This is a genomic window from Brevibacterium sp. 50QC2O2 (assembly GCF_024580675.1).
Taxonomy (GTDB): domain Bacteria; phylum Actinomycetota; class Actinomycetes; order Actinomycetales; family Brevibacteriaceae; genus Brevibacterium; species Brevibacterium moorei.
Genome location: NZ_JANIJZ010000027.1, coordinates 1 through 19,449, shown reverse-complemented (window position 1 = coordinate 19,449; position 19,449 = coordinate 1). Strand labels below are relative to the sequence as shown.

Annotated in this window: 15 protein-coding genes; 2 read left to right on the top strand and 13 right to left on the bottom strand. The window is 64.3% G+C overall.

Annotated elements, in window-relative coordinates; all coding sequences use genetic code 11:
* Window positions 1–55 precede the first annotated feature (55 nt).
* The 8 genes from NQ038_RS14390 to NQ038_RS14355 form a co-directional block, all read right to left on the bottom strand.
* Entirely contained in the window at window positions 56–742 is a 687-nt protein-coding gene (locus tag NQ038_RS14390) for an SDR family oxidoreductase (RefSeq protein WP_257062897.1), read from the bottom strand.
* Complete coding sequence (gene solA / locus NQ038_RS14385) at window positions 739–1,929, bottom strand: N-methyl-L-tryptophan oxidase (protein WP_257062896.1); 1,191 nt, start codon at window positions 1,927–1,929, stop codon at window positions 739–741. The genes NQ038_RS14390 and solA (NQ038_RS14385) overlap by 4 nt, the downstream gene beginning before the upstream one ends.
* A gap of 42 nt (window positions 1,930–1,971) precedes the next feature.
* Window positions 1,972–3,177, bottom strand: a complete 1,206-nt coding sequence (gene solA, locus NQ038_RS14380) for an N-methyl-L-tryptophan oxidase (RefSeq protein WP_257062895.1) — start codon at window positions 3,175–3,177, stop codon at window positions 1,972–1,974.
* Window positions 3,170–4,342, bottom strand: a complete 1,173-nt coding sequence (locus tag NQ038_RS14375) for an FAD-dependent oxidoreductase (protein ID WP_257062893.1) — start codon at window positions 4,340–4,342, stop codon at window positions 3,170–3,172. Before NQ038_RS14375 ends, solA (NQ038_RS14380) begins: the two co-directional genes overlap by 8 nt.
* Window positions 4,343–4,345: 3 nt before the next feature.
* Window positions 4,346–5,110, bottom strand: a complete 765-nt coding sequence (locus NQ038_RS14370; RefSeq protein WP_257062892.1) for an amino acid ABC transporter ATP-binding protein — start codon at window positions 5,108–5,110, stop codon at window positions 4,346–4,348.
* Complete coding sequence (locus NQ038_RS14365) at window positions 5,107–5,859, bottom strand: amino acid ABC transporter permease (protein WP_257062891.1); 753 nt, start codon at window positions 5,857–5,859, stop codon at window positions 5,107–5,109. Before NQ038_RS14365 ends, NQ038_RS14370 begins: the two co-directional genes overlap by 4 nt.
* A 12-nt stretch (window positions 5,860–5,871) precedes the next feature.
* Window positions 5,872–6,714, bottom strand: coding sequence for an ABC transporter substrate-binding protein (locus tag NQ038_RS14360; protein WP_257062889.1), 843 nt, complete (start codon window positions 6,712–6,714; stop codon window positions 5,872–5,874).
* A gap of 141 nt (window positions 6,715–6,855) precedes the next feature.
* Window positions 6,856–7,698, bottom strand: coding sequence for an ABC transporter substrate-binding protein (locus NQ038_RS14355; RefSeq protein ID WP_257062887.1), 843 nt, complete (start codon window positions 7,696–7,698; stop codon window positions 6,856–6,858).
* 112 nt (window positions 7,699–7,810) lie between these two features.
* Here NQ038_RS14355 and NQ038_RS14350 point away from each other — a divergent pair, with 112 nt between their 5' ends.
* Window positions 7,811–8,731 (top strand): LysR family transcriptional regulator, encoded by a 921-nt coding sequence (locus tag NQ038_RS14350; RefSeq protein WP_257062886.1) that lies wholly within the window; start codon window positions 7,811–7,813, stop codon window positions 8,729–8,731.
* A gap of 228 nt (window positions 8,732–8,959) precedes the next feature.
* Window positions 8,960–10,117: a LacI family DNA-binding transcriptional regulator gene (locus tag NQ038_RS14345; protein ID WP_257058859.1), complete on the top strand. Its 1,158-nt coding sequence runs from the start codon at window positions 8,960–8,962 to the stop codon at window positions 10,115–10,117.
* Window positions 10,118–10,219: 102 nt separating this feature from the next.
* Here NQ038_RS14345 and NQ038_RS14340 read toward each other — a convergent pair whose 3' ends face one another.
* From NQ038_RS14340 to NQ038_RS14320, 5 genes are all read right to left on the bottom strand, one after another.
* A complete protein-coding gene (locus NQ038_RS14340; RefSeq protein WP_257058861.1) occupies window positions 10,220–12,043 on the bottom strand; it encodes an ABC transporter family substrate-binding protein in 1,824 nt (607 codons plus the stop codon).
* Between the two features lie 215 nt (window positions 12,044–12,258).
* A complete protein-coding gene (locus NQ038_RS14335) occupies window positions 12,259–13,875 on the bottom strand; it encodes a gamma-glutamyltransferase family protein (RefSeq protein ID WP_257049974.1) in 1,617 nt (538 codons plus the stop codon).
* Window positions 13,875–15,578 (bottom strand): hydantoinase B/oxoprolinase family protein, encoded by a 1,704-nt coding sequence (locus NQ038_RS14330; protein ID WP_257049973.1) that lies wholly within the window; start codon window positions 15,576–15,578, stop codon window positions 13,875–13,877. Before NQ038_RS14330 ends, NQ038_RS14335 begins: the two co-directional genes overlap by 1 nt.
* The gene (locus NQ038_RS15705; RefSeq protein ID WP_257062884.1) at window positions 15,571–17,715 is read right to left on the bottom strand and encodes a hydantoinase/oxoprolinase family protein; all 2,145 of its coding nucleotides are present in this window, start codon (window positions 17,713–17,715) and stop codon (window positions 15,571–15,573) included. Before NQ038_RS15705 ends, NQ038_RS14330 begins: the two co-directional genes overlap by 8 nt.
* 256 nt (window positions 17,716–17,971) lie before the next feature.
* Window positions 17,972–19,186: a M20 family metallopeptidase gene (locus NQ038_RS14320; protein WP_257062883.1), complete on the bottom strand. Its 1,215-nt coding sequence runs from the start codon at window positions 19,184–19,186 to the stop codon at window positions 17,972–17,974.
* Between the last annotated feature and the right edge of the window lie 263 nt (window positions 19,187–19,449).

Sequence of the window (19,449 nt, the reverse complement as noted above, 5' to 3'; positions counted from 1 at the left end):
CCCCTGAAGCGGGATGTCGGCGCATCGTGGCCACTCGGTAGCAACGTCTGACCCCTCAGGTCAGCTGCTCGGGCCCTTTATTCATCGGTCGGACGACGATCGACTCGAACTGGGCAGCAGGCTCCGAGTCGACTGCGACTCTGACCGCCTGGGCCATTGTCTCCGGACGGATGAAAGTATCAGGATCATACGGAACCCCGTGATCTGCCCGGATTCCACGCCCCATATCGGTATCGACGAATCCAGGATGGACCGATACCACCTGGATACCGTCGGCGCGCACTTCTTCGCGGAGACAGTCGGCCAAAGTCCGCAGGGCGAACTTCGTGCCCGTGTACGGCAGTCCCTTGGCATAGGACATCATCCCCGAGCCCGAGTTGATGAAGACGATTGTCCCCTTGGCAGCCCGGAGGGCCGGCAGATAGTGTCTGGTGATGTCGGCAACGGCAAAGACATTCACCGCAAACGATCGTTCCCAGTCCTCCCGCGTGCTTTCCTCCAGCCGCTTCTCGATGCCAATCCCCGCGTTGTGCACGAGGACATCCAAGCTGTCGATGTCCGGCAGTGCGCTCAGATCAAGCGGCGATGCCGCCAAATCCGTTGCGAAGAACTCGACCGGGCCACTCGACGACTCAGGCAGCTTCGACGCGCCACCGAACACACGGTGATCCCGCGCGAGGTCTGCCGCAATCGCCTGACCGATTCCACGGGAGGCCCCCGTCACCAGAGCCGTCTTGCTCATGCTTCGGCTCCGTCCTCGACCGTCGTCGTGCCCGCGTAGCGGTTCGGGTCCATGAAGTCGATGGGCGTGTAGACGTCCTCATCGATTGCCAGCTGGGCCAATAGTTCACCCACGCCTGCTGCATGTTTGAAACCGTGGCCCGAGTCTCCACCTGCGACGATGATGCCAGGGTGGGCGTCCAGCTCGCCGATGAGGAACTGGTGGTCAGGTGAGTTCGTGATCATACAAGGGATCGACCGGTCCTGCGGCAGCGAAATCCCCGGGAATGCCTGTCCGACGTATCCGTTGAGCTCTTCCGTATCGAGTCCTTTGAGGTGGATGTAGCGGTCCGTCTTGTCAGCATCGGTCTCAAGGTAGCTCGGTGCATCATCGAGCAGGCCGATCTTGATGTCCCATTCGTCATTGGAACCGTGGCCCCACAGTGCCGTTCCATCTGGCAGGCGCGTGGTGAAGGCGGGGAACTTCGAGATTTCGTATTCCTCTTCATGCCCGGGCTTGGCAACGAACCAGTTCAGAGGCGTACGTCGCGGCGATAGTGGCAGCTCCGGGAAGAACTTGCCAACCCATGCGCCCGTGCTGACGATGGCCTTACGTGCCTTGAACGTGGCCAGCGAAGTCTCCACCGTGACTCCGTCGTCTCCCGACTCCACACTGAGGACGCGGGTATCCATATAAAGGTCTGCGCCCAGGGCCTCGGCCTCTTCCAGATGGGTCGTGACGTTTCGTTCCGGGTAGCAGACACCGGCCTCGGGATCGAGCAGACCGACATAATCGTCTTCGAAGATCCCGTAACCGGGATAGCGTTCTTTGAGCTCCTCAGCAGTGAACCGCTGCACATCGACTCCTGCGACCTCAGCTGCTGCTTCAAAGCCGGTGATGGTCTCGGAATCCGGCTTGCCCGTGGCCAGGCAGCCGGTCTGCGTCACCAGTTCGCGATCGTACTTCGCGCCGAGCTCACGCCACAACGACAGCGACTTGCGCGCGATCGGAGAGAGCCCCGGGTGTTCCATGCACACGATTCGGAACAGTCGGGTGATGCCATGGGACGATCCGAGGTTGTGACCGATCGAGAAGCGGTCGATACCGGCAACATCGACGCCACGGGACGCCAGGCGCCAGACTGCACCCGAACCGAAGGCTCCGAGACCGACGACGACGACGTCCTTGTTGATGATGGGCTTTGCCATTGTCACTCCTTGTAGTGTTTTCCAGTTTTCCGATGGGAATGTTCAGACTGAGACGACTGGGGCCGCGCTGGCCGTGGCGATCCTCCGTTGAAAGGCCGGCAATCGATCACGGGTCGTCGATGAGGTTGAGAAACGTGATGGCGAGAGGAATCCGATCGGCAGTCTGCTCTCTCCGTCTACGATCTCCTGTGCGGCCGCTTCTCCCAGCACCGGAGCGAGTTTGAAGCCATGGCCGGAGAACCCGCCCATGCCGTAGACGACGTCAGGGACCAGCCAGCCCACATACCCGTGCTGATCGGCGGTGTACGCGTCCATGTACACACCGATTCTCGACATCTCGGGGATGACCCCGGGGATCGTTTTCGCGACTACGTGTTTGATCTCCGCGAAGAGGTCCTGCGGCATGGTCCGGTCAAGATGATCAGGGTCCTGAACCAGGTCCCAGCCATCGGCAAGCGCTACTTTGAGGTTTGTCCCGTCAACCATGGGCCAACCGCAGAAATGCACCCCGTCGAAGGTGCGGACGAAAATCGGGAAGTGCTCCGGGGTGAACAAACCGGGTTCGCGCATGGGGAACCAGGTCATTGCAATACGGTGGACCTCCGTCATCGGAGTCAAACCGTGGAGCAGCTTCGAGTTCCAGGCTCCCCCGGACAGGACGAGTCGGCGGGCCCGGTACACACCATCGGAGGTGATGATGCGAACGCCATGATCTCCGACCTCGACGGACTCGACCCGAGTATGGGTGTGGAGCTCCGCGCCGGCGAGTGCAGCCTGCCTGGCTGCGTGGGCGACTGCGGCCTCCGGGCGGAGGAAGCCCGATGCGTCGTCCTGCAGGACGACCTCGTGGTCAGCAATCCGATGCTGTGGAAAGAGGTCGGCAGCTTGCCTACCGTTGTGCATGGTGTAGGGCAGATCGAACTGAGCCAGGGACTGCCGGGCCGCTTCGAGGAATGGGTCGTCGGGCTCGCCTATCGTGATCCCGCCGTTGAAGACCGCAATCGGCAACCCGGTGATCTCGTTAAGCGCTTCCCACTGCTCCTTGGCCCGCATCAACAGAGGTACATAATCCGAGCCCTCCGCATAGGCCATGCGGAACAGACGGGATTCTCCACCGGCTCCTGCCTGATCGTGGCCCGGGGCGAATTGCTCGAATCCAATGACCTTCTGACCACGCTTCGACAGCTCCCAAGCGGCGAAGCTTCCCATAGTACCGAGTCCGAGTACCGCCACATCCGCGTCATTCACGAACGAAACCTCCATTCACGTATTCATCGATTGTTCTGTTCACTGCAAAACGGCTGGGGCTGAAGGGACTCAAATCAAATTGCGAAGATTCCCCCACAGCCAGTTCGGCCAGCGCTTTGCCCACAGCCGGAGCCATCTTGAAACCATGGGCGGAGAAACCCGCGCCGATGACGATCCTCCGGCTCGATGTCGAGGCTCCGATCGTGAACCGCTGATCGGGATTCCACCCTTCAAGCTGTACCGCCTGCCGGATTGCCCGCGGATAGGCTCCCGGCACGTTCTCGGCGATCAGAGAGTCCACGAACCGAACGAGTTCGGCCGGCATCGTCTTATCGATGCTCGCCAAGTCCTTCGGCCGGTCGACACCGAGGTTCAGTCCGACTTTGATGCTCACCCCGTCTATGCTTGGCCAGACGCAGAAGTCGAACCCCCGATCGATGACGGCCACAGGAATGGTTGACATGTCATAACCGGGTCGAACCGGGTACCAGTGCACCGCTAGGCGTTGCACGTCAATACGAGGGATGACACCGCCCAACAAGTCGTTACTCCACGCGCCGACGGTGACGATTACCTTTTCGAAGGTTTCCTCACTACCGTCGGGCAGGACCACGGCCACGTGGTCGTCGGCCGTGCGAAGGGATGAGACCGGCGTCCATTCTCTGACTGAGACCCCCGCAGCTGCCAGTTTCTGCCACATCAGAGCAAGAATCGCCTCCGGCCGGAGTAATCCGCCACTAGCATCTTCGATTCCCACATAGTCGGATTCGATCGCGATACCGGCCATTCGGCTTTCTAGTTCATCGGCAGATTGCAACTCGGGGCTGAAGCCCAGAGCAGCTTGTGATGACACAAGGCTACTGATGACGTGACCGGTCTCCGATCCGATGGACATTACCCCGGTTCGGGTAAAGAGCGGACCCCCGGATTCACCATCAAGCTTCAGCCAAACGTCCTCGGAATACGCCAGGAGTTCATCGTATTCCGGACCTTCTATGTACTTCCTCCGGTATATTCTGGTCTCTCCGGAATACGCGCCGAACTCATGGCCGAGGCCGAATCGCTCGAACACCGTCACTTCCGCCCCGGACTGGGCAAGTTCCCAAGCAGCAAAAGTGCCCATAGTTCCGCACCCGATGACTGCGACTCTTCCGCCACCGGCCATAGGTCAGAGCACCTGGTCGAGGAACTGCTTGAGTCGATCACTCTGCGGATTGTCGAAAACCTGCTCCGGCGGTCCCTCCTCGACGATGTGGCCATCTGCCATGAAGACGACCTTGTCGGCCGCCGAACGGGCGAAGCCCATCTCGTGAGTGACAATGACCTGGGTCATCCCGGCTTCGGCCAGTTGGGCCATGAGCGCCAGAATGCCCTTGACCAATTCCGGGTCGAGCGCGCTGGTCGCTTCGTCGAAGAGCATGACCTCCGGGCCCATTGCCAGGGCCCTGGCGATCGCAACACGCTGCTTCTGTCCACCCGACAGGGCATCGGGCCGGAAGTCACGCTTATGGTCCATGCCGACTTCGGCCAACCTGGCCAGTGCAACCTTCTCCGCAGCCGCCTTCGAGATCTTCTTGACGTTGCGCAGGGGCATCACCATGTTCTCGAGAATCGTCATATGCGGGAACAGGTTGAAATGCTGGAAGACCATACCTACTCGGCGACGCAGCTGATCGGGATTTCCCCCTGCCATGTCCTCATCACCGATGAGCACCTGACCACCCGAAGGTTCCTCAAGGCGATTGATGCAGCGCAGCATTGTGGACTTACCCGAACCCGAAGGGCCGATGACGCACACTGTGCTTCCAGCCGGCACCGTGAAATTGATGTCCTTGAGAACATGGTTGTCGCCGAAGGACTTCTGCAATCCTCGGAGCTCTACACTAGAGCTCTTGCCAACTGTCAGGTCGTGCTCATGATTGACCGTGCTCATATGGATTCCACCTTCTCCATTGCTTCATTGGCCGCCTGGACCTCTTTGGCCTTTTTGCCTTCGCGCAGGCGCTTGTCCAGGTAGTTGACAAGGTAGGTCAGCGGAATCGTCACGATGAGGTAGAAGATTCCGGCCATCACCAGGGGCGACAGATTCGCATAGGTCACCGCTGCGTCCTGCCCGACCCTGAAGAGATCACGCTGACTCGTTGCCAAGCCCAGGAAGTACACGAGGCTGGAGGACTTGATGATCGCAATGAACTGGTTGACCAGTGCAGGGAGAACCCGCCTGATGCCCTGTGGGATGACGATCTTGAACATACTGGCGGCGAAGGTCATACCAAGGGCGCGTCCGGCTTCCATCTGGCCCGTCTCCACACTCTGGATACCCGACCGGAAGATCTCGCCGATGTAGGCCGCCGAGATCAAAGACAGGGCCAGTATCGCCAAGGGGTAGGGATTTCCATGCGTCACCTTGTTGAACAGTGGAGCCAGACCTTGGCCGATCAGCAAAATGGTGAGGATCTCAGGGAGGCCTCGGAAGATGTCCGTGTAGATCCTGGCGATCCAGACCAGCGGCCAAATATTGGACACGGACATTGCGGCCAGTATCAACCCGAGGACAAGGCCGACCAGGGTTGCGCCGATGGCCAGCAGAAGGGTATTCCACAGGCCGTAGGTGAGCATCTCCGGAATGGCGATGAAAAGGAATTGCGGGTTGAAGAAGGAGTTGAGTATGTTCTCCAGCATTGTGTGGTCTTCCTACTTTGTCGGCGCCGCGCTCGGCACCGCCGTCTGCCCTTCCGGCAGGAACTTCTTGTTCACCGGGGAGGTCGGGTAGTACTTCTTATTGATTTCCATCCATTTCCCCGACTTGATGACCTGTGCGATTGCATCGTCCAGGGCCTTCTTCAGGTTCGGCTTGTCCTTACCGACCGGCATGGCAACCGGGTATTCGGGAACCTCGATGTTGATGGGCATGTGCAGTGAGCTGTCCTGCTTGACGTACTCTCCACCCGGTGGCAGGTCGATGAACACACCATCGACCGAGCCTGCTTTGAGCGCTGCAACCGCCGCGTTGAAGTCGGGATAGCGAACGAGATCCGTGGACTTCATATGGCTCTGAGCATACTTATCCTGCAGAGTTCCCTGCATCAGGCCGAGCTTCTTGCCGTCCATTGAACTCACCTTGTCCGTCACCCCATTGCCCTTCTTGGTCAAGATCGAGATGTACCCGATGTAATAGACCGAGGTGAAGTCGACGATCGCCTTGCGCTCGTCGGTGATCGAAGTCGACGATGCCACCACGTCCGACTGTCCACTGGCCACGCCCGGCACCAGGGCCGCAAACTCCTTCTGGGTGAATTCCGGCTTCAGACCGGCTTCCTCAGCGATGGCCGTGGCCATCTCCACCTCGAAGCCCGTGAGCTTTCCATCCTCGTTGTAGGAGTACGGCTTGTTGTCGCTGGTCGTGCCGATCTTCAGAACACCTGGCTCCAACAGCTCCAGGGCATTCGGATCGGCTTGTGAGTCGGACCCGCAGGCCGTGAGAGTGGCTCCGGCCAGCGCCAGAGCAGCAGTCAGAGCCGCGATTTTCTTGAACATCTTGTCTCCAGTTCGCTCCATTGTGAATCACTTCACAGATTAATAACACATTTGCGAACTGTACAGCTCTAGTTCAGATAATCTTCACTAGTGAGACGAGCGCCCACTGGCGCCCAGACTTCGCCTGGGCGCCAGAACACCTCAGCTGGTTGCTGCGGGCGAGGGATCCTCGGTTACACCCTCGGGCAGGAACTTCTTGTTCACCGGCGAATTCGGGTAGTACTTCTTGTCGATCTCCAACCACTTACCCGACTTGATCACCCGGTCGATTGCATCGTCGAGGGCCTTCTTGAGGTTGGGCTTGTCCTTGCCGATGGGCATCGCCACCGGGTACTCCGGCAGTTCGATGTTGATCGGCATATGAAGGGAATCATCCTGCTTGACGTATTCCCCACCCGGCGGCAGATCGATGAACACCCCGTCGATGGAGCCCGCCTTAAGAGCTGCAACCGCGGCATTGTAATCCGGATAGCGGACGATCTCCGTTGACTTCAGTCGATCCTGAGCGTACTTGTCCTGCATGGACCCCTGCATCAGGCCGAGCTTCTTGCCTTCCATTGAGCTCAGTTCATCCGTCACCCCGTTGTCCTTCTTGGCCAGGATCGAGATGTACCCGATGTAGTAGACCGAGGTGAAGTCGACGATGGCCTTGCGCTCATCGGTGATCGAGGTTGAGGCTGCGACGGCGTCGGTCTGACCGCTGGCCACGCCAGGGATCAGGGCTGCGAACTCTTTCTGAGTGAACTCGATCTTCAGGCCGGCTTCTTCGGCGATGGCTTCAGCCATCTCCACTTCAAAACCGGTGAACTTGCCGTTCTCGTTGTACGAGTACGGCTTGTTGTCACTGGTCGCACCGACCTTCAGAGTGCCGGGCTGAATGAGTTCTAGCGCATCGGTGTCGGACTCCTTGTCCGATCCGCAGGCGGTCAGGGTCGCTGTCGCAAGGGCCAGCGCTGCAGTCAAGGCAGCGATCTTCTTGAGCATTTCGCCTCCATCTTGTGTGAGTTGCTTCACATCATAGTGAAGTCTTCGTGGATTGTACATAGTTAATTTGAGAAATCTGTACTACCCGGAAGTCTTGTGCCAATCTAGGTGTATGACTCTTGATCTCAGGGACGTCCGGTGTTTCGTTGCGGTGGCAGAGACCGGCAGTTTCAAACATGCGGCGGAACGACTGGAGATGTCTCAATCCGCGCTGAGCCAGACGCTGACCAAGCTGGAGACTGAACTCAACGCGGCGCTTTTCGTCAAGGGCGTACGGCGCAGCTCGACCCTGACTTCGACTGGCTATGTCTTCTTTGAAGAGGGCCGCAAACTGCTCCAGCATGCAGCCTTGATCGAGACGATCGTGGCAGAGAGAAGCTCATCGGCCCCGCTGCGGGTCAACGGGATTCCCTCGGTCTTCGCGGGCCTTGTCCCAGACTTGATCAGACGATTCAGGATTCGCCAGGGCACAGCCACGATACAACTTGCTGCCGAGCCGGAAGGGCTCGTAGCCGACACCATCAACTCGGGACGTGCTGAAATCGCGTTCACCCGAACGACCCGGTGGGGCCCTGAGTTCCACTGCACGGAATTGGCCGCTGAACGGCTGTACGCCGCTCTGCCTTCCGACCATCCTCTGGCAGAGCACTCCACGATTGACCTGTCGTCAATGAGCGACGAGCCCTTCGTCCTCTTCTCCCGGGGAGAATCATCGCGTCACTACGATGCAATCATCGATGCATGTGAGGCTTCAGGGTTCACCCCCAGGGTAGGCAGCATCGCCCACGACGACCTCTCCACCTGGTCAACGATCGCCGCCGGCATCGGCGTTACTCTGATGCCGTATCTCTCGACCCGCCACATGTTCGAGAAAGTTGTCTATCGGCCACTCACCCAAGCGTTCACGACGCCTCTATGTCTGGTCACTCATGCGGAGACCACGCACCCGATGATTCCGCAGTTCATCTCCGCAACCCGCGAGGTGATAGCCGAAATGTCCAATCAATCGGAGGGGATCACCCCCGTCGAATAGCGGAGAGCCACTGTCTGCCGAGTGCCCACTTCCTACCTGTCACTTCGCCAACCACCTCGTCGAGTGACTAGGACACACCGACTCTCCGTGCGAGACTCCGGCGCGTTCTAGCTACTCGACGGAAATGGCGTGGCCGAGACCAGCCGTTCTGCGGGCACGGCGACGCATAGGATGAGGGAGGATGGCACGATCCGCGCCCCTCGCACCCAACGGACAAGGACCTCGACGATGGCTATACGACCCCGCGGCACCACACTGTTCGATGTGGCGCGCGCCGCCGGAGTCTCGAAGTCCACCGCCGCCCGGGTCCTGGCCGGCGAGGGCTCGGCCAGCGCCCAGGCCGTCGAGAAGGTCAAGAAGGCCGCGGCCGATCTGGGCTACACCCCCAATGCCATCGCCAAGGCCATGGTCTCCGGCTCCTCGCACACCATCGGCATCCTGGTCCCCGACGTCGCCAGCGCCTTCTTCGCCGCAGTGGTCCGCGGCTTCACCGACACCGCCAGGGCCGCCGGCTTCGAGGTCATGCTGGGCAACACCGACCGCACCGACGCCGACGAGGACCGCAGCCTGGAGGTCTTCATCGAACACCGCGTGGCCGGTATCGCCCTGGCCCCGCACAACCGCGCTCATTCAGCGCCCCTGGCCCGACTGATCGACCGGGGCTTCCCCCTGGTCATGCTCGACCGTCCCACTCCCGCAGCCCCGGGGGCCGACGTTGTAGGGCTGGACCATGCGGCGGCCGGAGCGCTGGCGACCGAACACCTCCTGGACCAGGGCCACCGGGCCATCGCCGTGGTCGTCTCCGATTCCACCCGAATCCCGCGCATCCTGGCAGACGCGCCGGCCGATCGCCTCGACGACGAGGTCCTGCGCCCTGATGAGCTGCGCCTCCTGGGCTACGTCAGGGCGCTGCGGGCCCACGGCCTGCAGCCGGATCCCGAGCTGGTCGTCGAGGTCCCCTACACTCCGCAGGAAGCGCAGGAGGCCGTCCGAGACTTCCTCACCGGCACACGCGACGCGGGCAGCGCGGGCACGGCCCCTGCCGGCAGCGACGGCACCCCCACCGCCACCTCGGCTACGGCCCTGCTGTGCACGGACTCGCTCATGTCCACGGCCGGCTACCGGGCGTTGATCGACGCGGGCATCGCCTACCCGGACGATATGTCCTTCCTGGCCTTCGACGATCAGGACTGGTGCACGATGGTGCGCCCGGCGGTCAGCGTGATCGCCCAGCCGGACGTGCAGCTGGGACAGCAGGCCGCCTCGGCGCTGATCGCCCGAATCCGCGGCGACCGGGCGGGGGCAAAGCACACGGAGCTCGCGGCGCAGCTGATGGTGCGGGGCTCCACCGCACGGCCCCCGGCACACTCGCTGGCCGAGGCGTGAATCGACTGACCGGTTCATGTCGTCCGCAGGCGGTGCGAACGACATGAACCGGTCAGTCGATGTCAGAAGCCGGAATCGAGTGTCGATTCCCCGTTTCCCCCGTTACTGCAGCTTCCACTCCCAGTAGTTCCAGAACATATTCGGTGCCACCGCGATCGCGTCGACCCCCGAAACGGTGTTCCGCGCGCCCACGATATCGGGGAACTGGAAGATCGGCAGGGACACCGCATCGTTGACGATGTTCTTCTCGATCTGCTCCTCGATCGCGACCTGCTTGGACTCATCGGTCTCGCCCTGCAGCTGATCGTAGAGCTTGTCGACCTCCGGGTTCTTGTATCCGCCGTGGTTGTGGTTGCCCCCGGAGCGCCAGAACTGCACGGTCTGGGTCACGCCCAGGTGCTCATTGCCCCACCCCGCGGTGGAGACATCGTACTGACTGGTGTCCGGCAGCAGCGCGCTCCACTGCACCTGCGCATTCGCCTGCACGTCGAAGCCGGCTGAATCCGCTGCCTCCTTGATCAGCTGGAACATCTGCTCGCGCCGCTCGTTGCCCTTGGCGTAAAGGAATCGGACCTTCGGCTTGCCCGACACCCCTGCTTCCTTCAGCAGCTGCTTGGCCTTGTCGATGTCCTGCTTGCCCAGCACCGAATCGAAGCCCGAGGCCTTGACGACCTCGTCGTAGTGCGGGGAACCGGGCACCTGGGTGAACGAGTTGCGCACGGTGATGTCGTCCTTGAGCGGCTTGACGATATCGCTGACGATCTTCTCGCGCGGGACCGTCAGCAGGAAGGCCTCGCGGACCTTGCGCGCCTTCTCCGCATCACCACCATAGGTCTTCGGATCGAAGGCACCCCCATTGTTCTGCGCCAGATCCAGGCGCTCATAGGAGTCGCCGTAGTTCGAATCGATCTTGACTCCGTCGATCGCCTGCATCGACTTGAGGATGTCGGCGGTGGCCTGCGGATTGATCAGATCCGCTTCGCCGTTCTGCAGCGCCTGCACCTGCGCATTGGGGTCCGAGTTGTAGCGGATGGTGACCTTGTCGATGCTGGGATTCCGCTCGCCCTTGTAATCATCGCGCTTCTCCAGGGTGAGGAACTGCCCCTCCTGGTAGTCCGTCATCTGATACGGGCCCGTGTTGACCAGCAGGTCCTTGTCCTCGGGCATCTTGGTGAAGTTGAAACCCGTATTCCAGACATTGGCGACCTTGGCCAGGGAGGTCTTGTCGTCGTCCTTGAACGCCCCCAGAATCGCATCATTGGCCTTGGTGGCATCGTCGATGCCCAGCGCCTTCTTCGCCACGATGTGCGCGGGCAGGCCGGAGTCCTGCAGTGACAGGTTCGTCTCCCAGTCGGCGAAGGGCTGATCGTAGGTGAAGGTCACGCTCTTGAGGTCATCGGAGACCTCCGGGTACTTCGTGATCTTCCGCAGCCCGAAGCTCGAGGCGTTGAACAAGACGTTCTCGCCCTTCTGCTTCTTGACGTTTCCCTCGTCGTCCTGGGCCTTCTCCAGGTCGCCCGTGTTGAAGTTGCCGCTGCGCGCGCCCCAGCCCAACACCAGGTCGGCCGCCGTGTACGGAGTGCCATCCGACCAGGTGGCGGTGTCCGCGATCGTGTACTTGACCTTCATCGGCTTGTCGGAGACCTTCTCCATGGTGCCGAAGGACTTGTTGTCGGCCACCTTCAAGTCCTTGTCGTAGTACTTGAAGGAGTCGCTCATGAGGTACACGGTGTTGGCATTCGTGGTCGCCGTCGACGCGCTCGACCAGATGTTCGAGGAGTAGAACGGCTGGTTCCACATGACCTTGACCTCGCCACCGCCAGCGGCATCGGCGGAGCCTCCGCCGGCATTGTTCGGGGTGCACCCGGCCAGCACCAGCGCCGCCGTGGCGACCGCCGCCCCGATGCTCAGGATTCGCTTCTTCATCTCTCTTCCTTTCGAGAGTCCGTCCAGGAGTGCGGGGCCCTCACCCCATCATTGGGAACGCTCCCAACCACCTGCCGGTTCAAGTATGTTGTGGATCACAGACGGTGTCAATACAATTTCCGCGCCTCGCGCACCGCACCCGAAATTCCGGGACCTCTCCCGGACTTCCGGGACCTCGGCCACGGCACATTACACACCGCACCCGAGGTCCCCGCTCAGTCGGCGGCCACCGCACCGCCCGCGCGGCGCGGGTCGGCACTGGCCGCAGCGCGGCCGTGCGCATCGATCGTGATGCCCTCGTAATTGCCCATGAGCGTGTACCAGGGACCGGCCGGCTTCGACCACAGCCCCACCTGCGAGGTCCAGTCCTCGAAGCCGCGCTGCACATCCGGCGCGAAACCGGATTCCAACATCACGCCGGGCCGCCAACCGAAGGCCGGATCATGCGGCCGGGCGCCGAACCGGGGTGCCGCCACCGACTGTTCGATCGTCATCCCGAAGTCCACCAGGTTGACCACGTTCTGCAGCACGCACGCCACGATCGACACGGACGGCGAACCGCCGACGACCACCGGAACCCCGTCGCGCAACAGCACGTGCGGGGCCAGGTAGACCATCGCCTTCTCCCCCGGCGCGGGCATCCCGCGCTGGAAGAAGGAGCCGCCGCCGGCCAGCTGGAAGCCCTCGGCGAACAGCCCGTTGACCCAGGCCGAGGCCATATGCGAGTGCGTCAGACTGGCCACATTGCCCTCGGCGTCGACGGCGGACACGTGGATCGTGCCGGGCACCGGCATCGCCGCGGGACCGGGCACCCCACCCTGGGTCCGGACCCGGGCCAGGCGCGCGGCGGCGAAACCGGGATCGCGCAGACCAGCGAGGTATTCGGCGGACTCATAGGGCCGGCCGCGGTGCGGGGTCGAATAGTAGACCTCGTTGTGCACCTGGACCAGCAGTTTGAGCGTCTCGAAGGACTCGCTCGGCGCGCCCATCGCGGCCAGGTCCACGTGGTCGAGCATCGCGAGCGCCTCCACGAGCATCTGCCCGCCGTCGTCCGGCGGCGCAGACCCCAGCACGTCCAGGCCCCGGTACGTCCCGGTGACCGCATCGTCCCACTGCGGCTGGGCCGACTCGAAGTCCTCACGCGCCATCACCCCACCGCCGCGCCGGTTCTCTGCGACCACGGCACGGGCGAAGTCGCCCAGATAATAGGAGTCGCCCTCGTTCGCCAGGCGCTCCAGGGTCGCCCCCGCCTGGTGCTGCACCAGTGTCTCGCCCGGGGTCAGCAGGCTGCCCGAGGGGAAGAACGCCTTGCGCATATCGGCGTTGATGCCCAGATTGGCCTGCGATTCGTACATCAGCGCGTACAGGAAGGGATTGACCTCCACTCCCTCGTGCGCACAGGCGATGGCCGGTGCCAGCAGTCGCGCCGCGCCCAGCCGGCCCAGCCGGGCGGCCCCATCGCGGAAGGCCGGCCACCAGCCGGGCACGGGATTGCCGCGCCCGCCGTTGAGATCCTCGTTCCCGCCGAAGCCCGGCAAGGGCGCCAGCGGCGCGTGCACATTGCCGTTGAGATAGGTCGATTCGCCGTCCACCGTGCGCGACAGCAGGCTCAGCCCGCCGGTCAGCGAGGTCATATGCGGTTCGACGATGAGCTGGGTGGCCGCCGCCGCCAGCACGGCGTCCACCGCATTGCCGCCGGCCGCCAGCGCATCGGCGCCGGCCTGGGCCGCGGCCGGGTGGCTGGTCACGACCAGGCCGCGTTCGCCCTCGACCCGGGGCTTGGGGCCGATCACGGCCGCGGGCGCGCCCGCCGGATAGTACTGCGAAGCCATCACTTCGTCCTCTCGTTCGTCTGTTCGGACTGCGCCGCAGGGGCATCGGCACGTTCCGCCGGGTTCGCGGCGGCCGGGTCCCCGGCCGTGCCGCGGACGCGGTCGGCGACCCTGGCCTCGGCGGACCGGTTCGCCGGATCCCCGTAACCGCCGGCGCCGGCCGTCTCAATCGAGGCCCACTGGCCGGGCTGGAGCACGGTGTACCCGTGGTCCACCGGGGGCGCGTCGGGGCTCAGCTCGCACCGCGCCGAGGCCCCCGGTCCCCCACCGAACAGGCCCCAGGGCTGCGAGCGCTGCCGGGAGGTGTCGAGCCAGAAGTGCACGTCCTCGGCCTCCACCCGCACCTTCCGGCGGATGCCCATGCCGCCGCGGAACTCGCCGTCACCGCCGGAGCCGTCGATCAGCTCATAGGCCTGGACCATCAACGGGTATTCGGTTTCCAGGGACTCCACCGGCAGGTTCGAGGTGTTCGTCATGTGCACCTGCACCCCGTCGAGCCCGTCCTTGTTGTACCGCGCGCCCGAGCCGCCGCCGATCGTCTCGAGGTAGACGAAGTCGCGGCCGCGCACGGGGTCGTAGCCGGAGAAGTGCACCCCGGTGTTCGCGCCGTTCGAGGCGCCTGTGACCCGGGTGGGAACGGCCGGGGCGAGCGCCCCCTGGATCAGGTCGACGATCCGCTGACTGGTCTCGCTGCGGCCGTTGACGGCCGCCGGCGCCCGGCAGTTCAGGATCGAACCGTCCTCGGCCTCGATGGTGATCGGCCGGTACAGCCCGGCGTTGGGCGCGATGTCCGGATCGATGAGCGTCTTGACCGTGTAGTAGACCGATGCGTAAAGCCCCGTCCACACCACATTGACGCTGGCGCGGACCTGCGGCGGATTGCCCGCGAAGTCGAAGAGCATGGTGTCCCCGGCTACCACGATCCGCACCTTGAGCGTGAGTTCATCGTCGAGTTCGGGGCAGTCGAAGCAGTCCGTGAACGTGTATTCGCCGTCCGGGAAGGCCGCGATCGCAGCGCGGGTGCGCCGCTCCGTGTAGTCCAGCAGCTCATCGCCGGCCGCGCGCATCGTATCGCGTCCATAGCGTTCACACAGTTCCGTATAGCGGGTGATGGCCACGCGGTTGGCGGCCTCCTGGGCCCGCAGGTCCGCGCGGCGCTCGGCCGGGATCTGGCAGTTGAGCAGGATCAGGTCCAGCAGTTCGTCCTGTCGCACGCCCTGCCGCACCAGGTGGACCGGCGGGATCCGGATCGCCTCCTGGAAGATGTGGGCGTGCCCGCGGTCGCCGAAGTCGGCGTGGTGGGCCAGGGTCGCGGCCCAGGCGCTGAGCACGCCGTCGATGAAGATCGGCACCGCCAGGACGATATCGGGCAGGTGCGAACCGCCGCCGGTGTAGGGGTCGTTGCCGATGAACACATCACCGGGTCCGATCGCCTCGGCCGGGTGGCGCTCGCGGATCGCCGCGACCACGCCCATGAGCGATCCCAGGTGCAAAGGCGAGCCGCCCTCGTCCTGCGCGATCGCATTGCCCTCGGCGTCGAACAGCGAGGCCGTGCAGTCCCTGCGTTCCTTGATGTTCGGCGAGAAGGCGGCCTTGACCAGGGTCTCGCTCATCTCCTCGACGATCGTCGCCAGGGCGGATCCGATCACCTCCACCAGCACGGGGTCGAGGGTGGGGGTGGCCGAGGTCTTCTGTTCAGTCATCGGATTCGTCTCCAATCGAGATCACCAGGTTGCGCCGAGCGTCCACGGTGCAGGTGTCGCCGGGCAGCAGGACGGTGGTCGTGTCCATCTGATCGATGATCGCGGGGCCGGTCACCACGTCGCCCGGGCGCAGCCGGGAGCGGTCGTACAGGCCGGCCTCCCGGTAGACCCCGCCGCCCGTATACAGCCGCCGGCTCCCGGTCCGTGCACCCTCCGCAGCCGAGGTCCCTGCTGGCTTCGCGGCGTTCACAGGGGCTGCAGAGGTCGCAGCGTCGGCGGGCTCTGCGGCACCGGCGGGGGCCTCGGCACCGGCCGAGGCGACCTCCACCTTGGGGGCGGCGCCACTGGCCTGGACGCGGAAGGTGACCGCCTCGATCGGCGACTCCTCATCCACATAGCCGTAGACGCGTTCGTGTGCGGCGCCGAAGGCCACCACCAGCTCGCCGAGCAACTCGGCGCTGATCCGGCCGGCGGGGACCTCGACCGGCAGTTCGAAGTTCTGGCCGCGGTAGCGCAGCTCCGCGCGGCGCACCAGGGTCCGGCCGGCCCCAGGCACCTGCTGGGAGTCGAACCAGTCCTCGGCCTGCGATTCGAGGCCGGCGAAGGCCGCGGCGATCCGACTGGCCGAGGCCGGATCGGAAGGGTCGACCGGGGTGATGACGGTGCGCATGAAGTCGGTGCGGACGTCGGTCATGAGCAGGCCCATGGCCGACTGGGCGCCGGGGACCTCGGGCACGACGATCGTGCGCATGCCCAGTTCCCGGGCCAGCCGCGAGGCGTGCAGGGGACCTGCGCCACCGAACGGGACCAGCGCGTAGTCGCGCGGATCGTAGCCGCGGCGCACGCTGACCACGCGGATCGCCCTGGCCATGTTCGCGGTGACCACCCGCAGGATGCCGAGTGCGGCCTCGGCGGTCGACAGGCCCAGAGGGCCGGCCACCCGGTCCACGGCCGCGGCGGCCGCGCCCGCGTCGATCTTCATCTGCCCGCCGAGCAGGTATTCGGGATCCAGGGCGCCGAGGACGACGTTCGCATCGGTCACCGACGGCTCGAGCCCCTTTCCGTAGCAGGCCGGGCCCGGGTCCGCGCCGGCTGACTGCGGGCCGACGCGCAGGTGGCCGCCGGAGTCGATCCAGGCCAGCGAGCCGCCGCCTGCACCCACCGTGTGGATGTCGAGCATGGGCGAACGGATCGGCCGGCCGTCCAGTTCCATCCCGGCGGTCAGCTTGGGTTCGCCGTTCTGGACGAGCGAGATGTCCGATGAGGTCCCGCCCATATCAAAGGTGATGATGTCCGGATGGCCGGCGGCCAGGCAGATCTGCGCGGCGCCCACCACACCCGTGCTGGGCCCGGAGAGGACCAGGCGCACGGGCAGGTCCTCGGCAGTGGTGAAGGGGATGACCCCGCCATTGCTCTGCGTCACGTGCGGGGTGGCCGCCAGCCCGGCCGAGGCCAGGGTGGTGCGCAGGCGGACCAGGTAGTCGTGGACGACCGGACCCACATAGGCGTTCGTGACCACGGTCGACAGGCGTTCGTATTCGCGGAACTCCGGGAGCACATCCGATGACAGGGAGACGTAGCAGTCGGGGAATTCCTCGGCGATGATCTGACCGATCCGGCGCTCGTGGTCCGGTACCAGGTAGCTGTAGAGCAGGCACACGGCGATCGCCTTGACACCCTGGTCGCGCAGGGTGGCCACGGCCGCGCGGACCTCTGATTCGTCCAAGGGGATTTCGACGGCGCCGGTGTGGCGGACGCGTTCGGTGACCTCCAGCCGGGATTCGCGCGGGACGAAGGGCTCGGGCTTGTCCGCCTGCGGATCATACATATCGGGGCGCCGACCGCGGCCCAGCTCCAGCAGATCGCGGAATCCGCGCGTGGTGATCAAGCCGGTGGGCACGCCGCGCCCGGTCAGCAGGGCGTTGGTCCCCACCGTGGTGCCGTGGGCGAAGTAGTCGACCTCGCCGATGTCGCGCCCCAGCCGGCCGAGGAGTTCGCCGACCCCCGTGAGGATCGCCTGGCCGGGGTCGGCCGGCGTGCTGGAGACCTTGCGCACGTGCAGGCTCCCGGTCGCGTCGTCGAAGACGCAGACGTCCGTGAATGTTCCGCCGGTGTCGACGCCGATGCGTAGGCTCACGCCGGTTCCGCCTTTCTGGTGGGTGTGGTGATTCTGGCGGGAATCCCGTTTGGGAACGTTCCCACACTTGATTATGTGCGCTGAGTCATAGGCGAGTCAAGAGGCAGGGCCCACCAACCCCACCCCGAACCATGCCCACAGACACAGCAGGCGATTTGGTCTGAGAATTTGGCGATTCTTCGGACCAAATCGCCTGCCGACCACATCGCCCACACGGGCGGGCCGGGTAACCCCGGCGCGAACGGAGGAATCCGGCTCAGCCGGCGGTGGCCTCGGCCGCGTAATCCCAGGCCAGCGCAGCCAGGGCAGCTGCGCCGTCGGACAGGAAGCCGTCATCGAAGCGGGCCTGCGGCGAGTGGTTGGTCGCCGCCGTCGCCGGGTCCAGGTCCGCCGGGGTGATGTAGTAGAAGAGGTAGGCGCCCGGCACCCGTTCGAGCACATAGGAGAAGTCCTCCGAGCCCATGCCGGGGTCGGACATGTTCTGCGCGCGGGCGGCGCCGAAGGTGCGCTCGATCGTGCGCAGCGCCAACTGCGCGCAGGCCGGATCGTTGACCGTCGGCGGATACTTGTTGACCCACTCGACCTCGGCTGTGCACCCGTGGCCGGCGGCGATCGAGTTCGCCAAGTCCGTGGCCAGCCGGCCGAACCTCTCCGTGTTCTCCTTGGACAGGGTGCGCACGGTCGCGCCCAGGAAGGCCTCGGCGGGGATGGTGTTCGTCGCCTCTCCCCCGCGCAGGTTCGTCACCGTGGCCACGACCGGATCGAAGACACTGAAGCGCCGGGTGATCATGGTCTGCAGGGCCTGGCCGAACTCCAGCAGTGGGGCGATCGGGTCGATCGCCGTCGACGGGGTGGAGCCGTGGCCGGCGACCCCGTGGAAGGTCACGAACAGTTGATTGGAACTGGCCAGCATCGTGTTCCCACGCGTTTCGAAGGTGCCGGGCGTGTTCAGCCGCGCCTGGACGTGGAGCCCGAAGGCCGCGTCGACCGGGGTGCCCGCCACGTCGAGGAGTCCCTCCTCGAGCATCGGCAGCGCGCCACCAGGGCCCTCCTCACCGGGTTGGAACATGAAGACCACGGTGCCGCGCAGCTGATCGCGGTGGGCCGCCAGCAGCCGGGCCGCTCCCACCAGACCGGCGGTGTGCAGGTCGTGGCCGCAGGCGTGCATGTTCCCATTGGTCGAGGCGAAGTCAAGACCGGTGTCCTCGATCACGGGCAGTCCGTCCATGTCCCCGCGCAGCAACACGGTGGGGCCGGGCAGCCCGCCGCGCAGGACCGCCGCGATCGAACTCAAGGACTCACCCGTGGTGATCTCCAGCGGCAGGCCGGCCAGGGCCTCGAGCACCATGGCCTGAGTGTTCGGCAGATCGTTGCCCAGTTCGGGGATCCGGTGCAGTCTACGCCGCAGGTCCACCAGATCGGCCGAAATGGCCTGGGCCTCGCCGGGGAAGTCGATGTTCGCGTTCGTCATGCTTGTCCGCCTCTCGCTATGGGATCGTTCCCACTATAGCGATGATGTGGTTGAGGTCACCATGGTGCGCGGGGGTTGCGGGCGGGCGGGGTGCGCGCGTAAATCATTGGGCCGTTTATCTCAGATTGGACCGGATGGGCGGGTTCACGTGGTCGTTGCAACACCCCTCACCACATGGGGGTACGGCCACGATGCCGACCAGAGCAGAACGACAGGTAATGAAGGAGGCCTTCTACGAGGTCTTCGACGCGATCGGGTCCCTG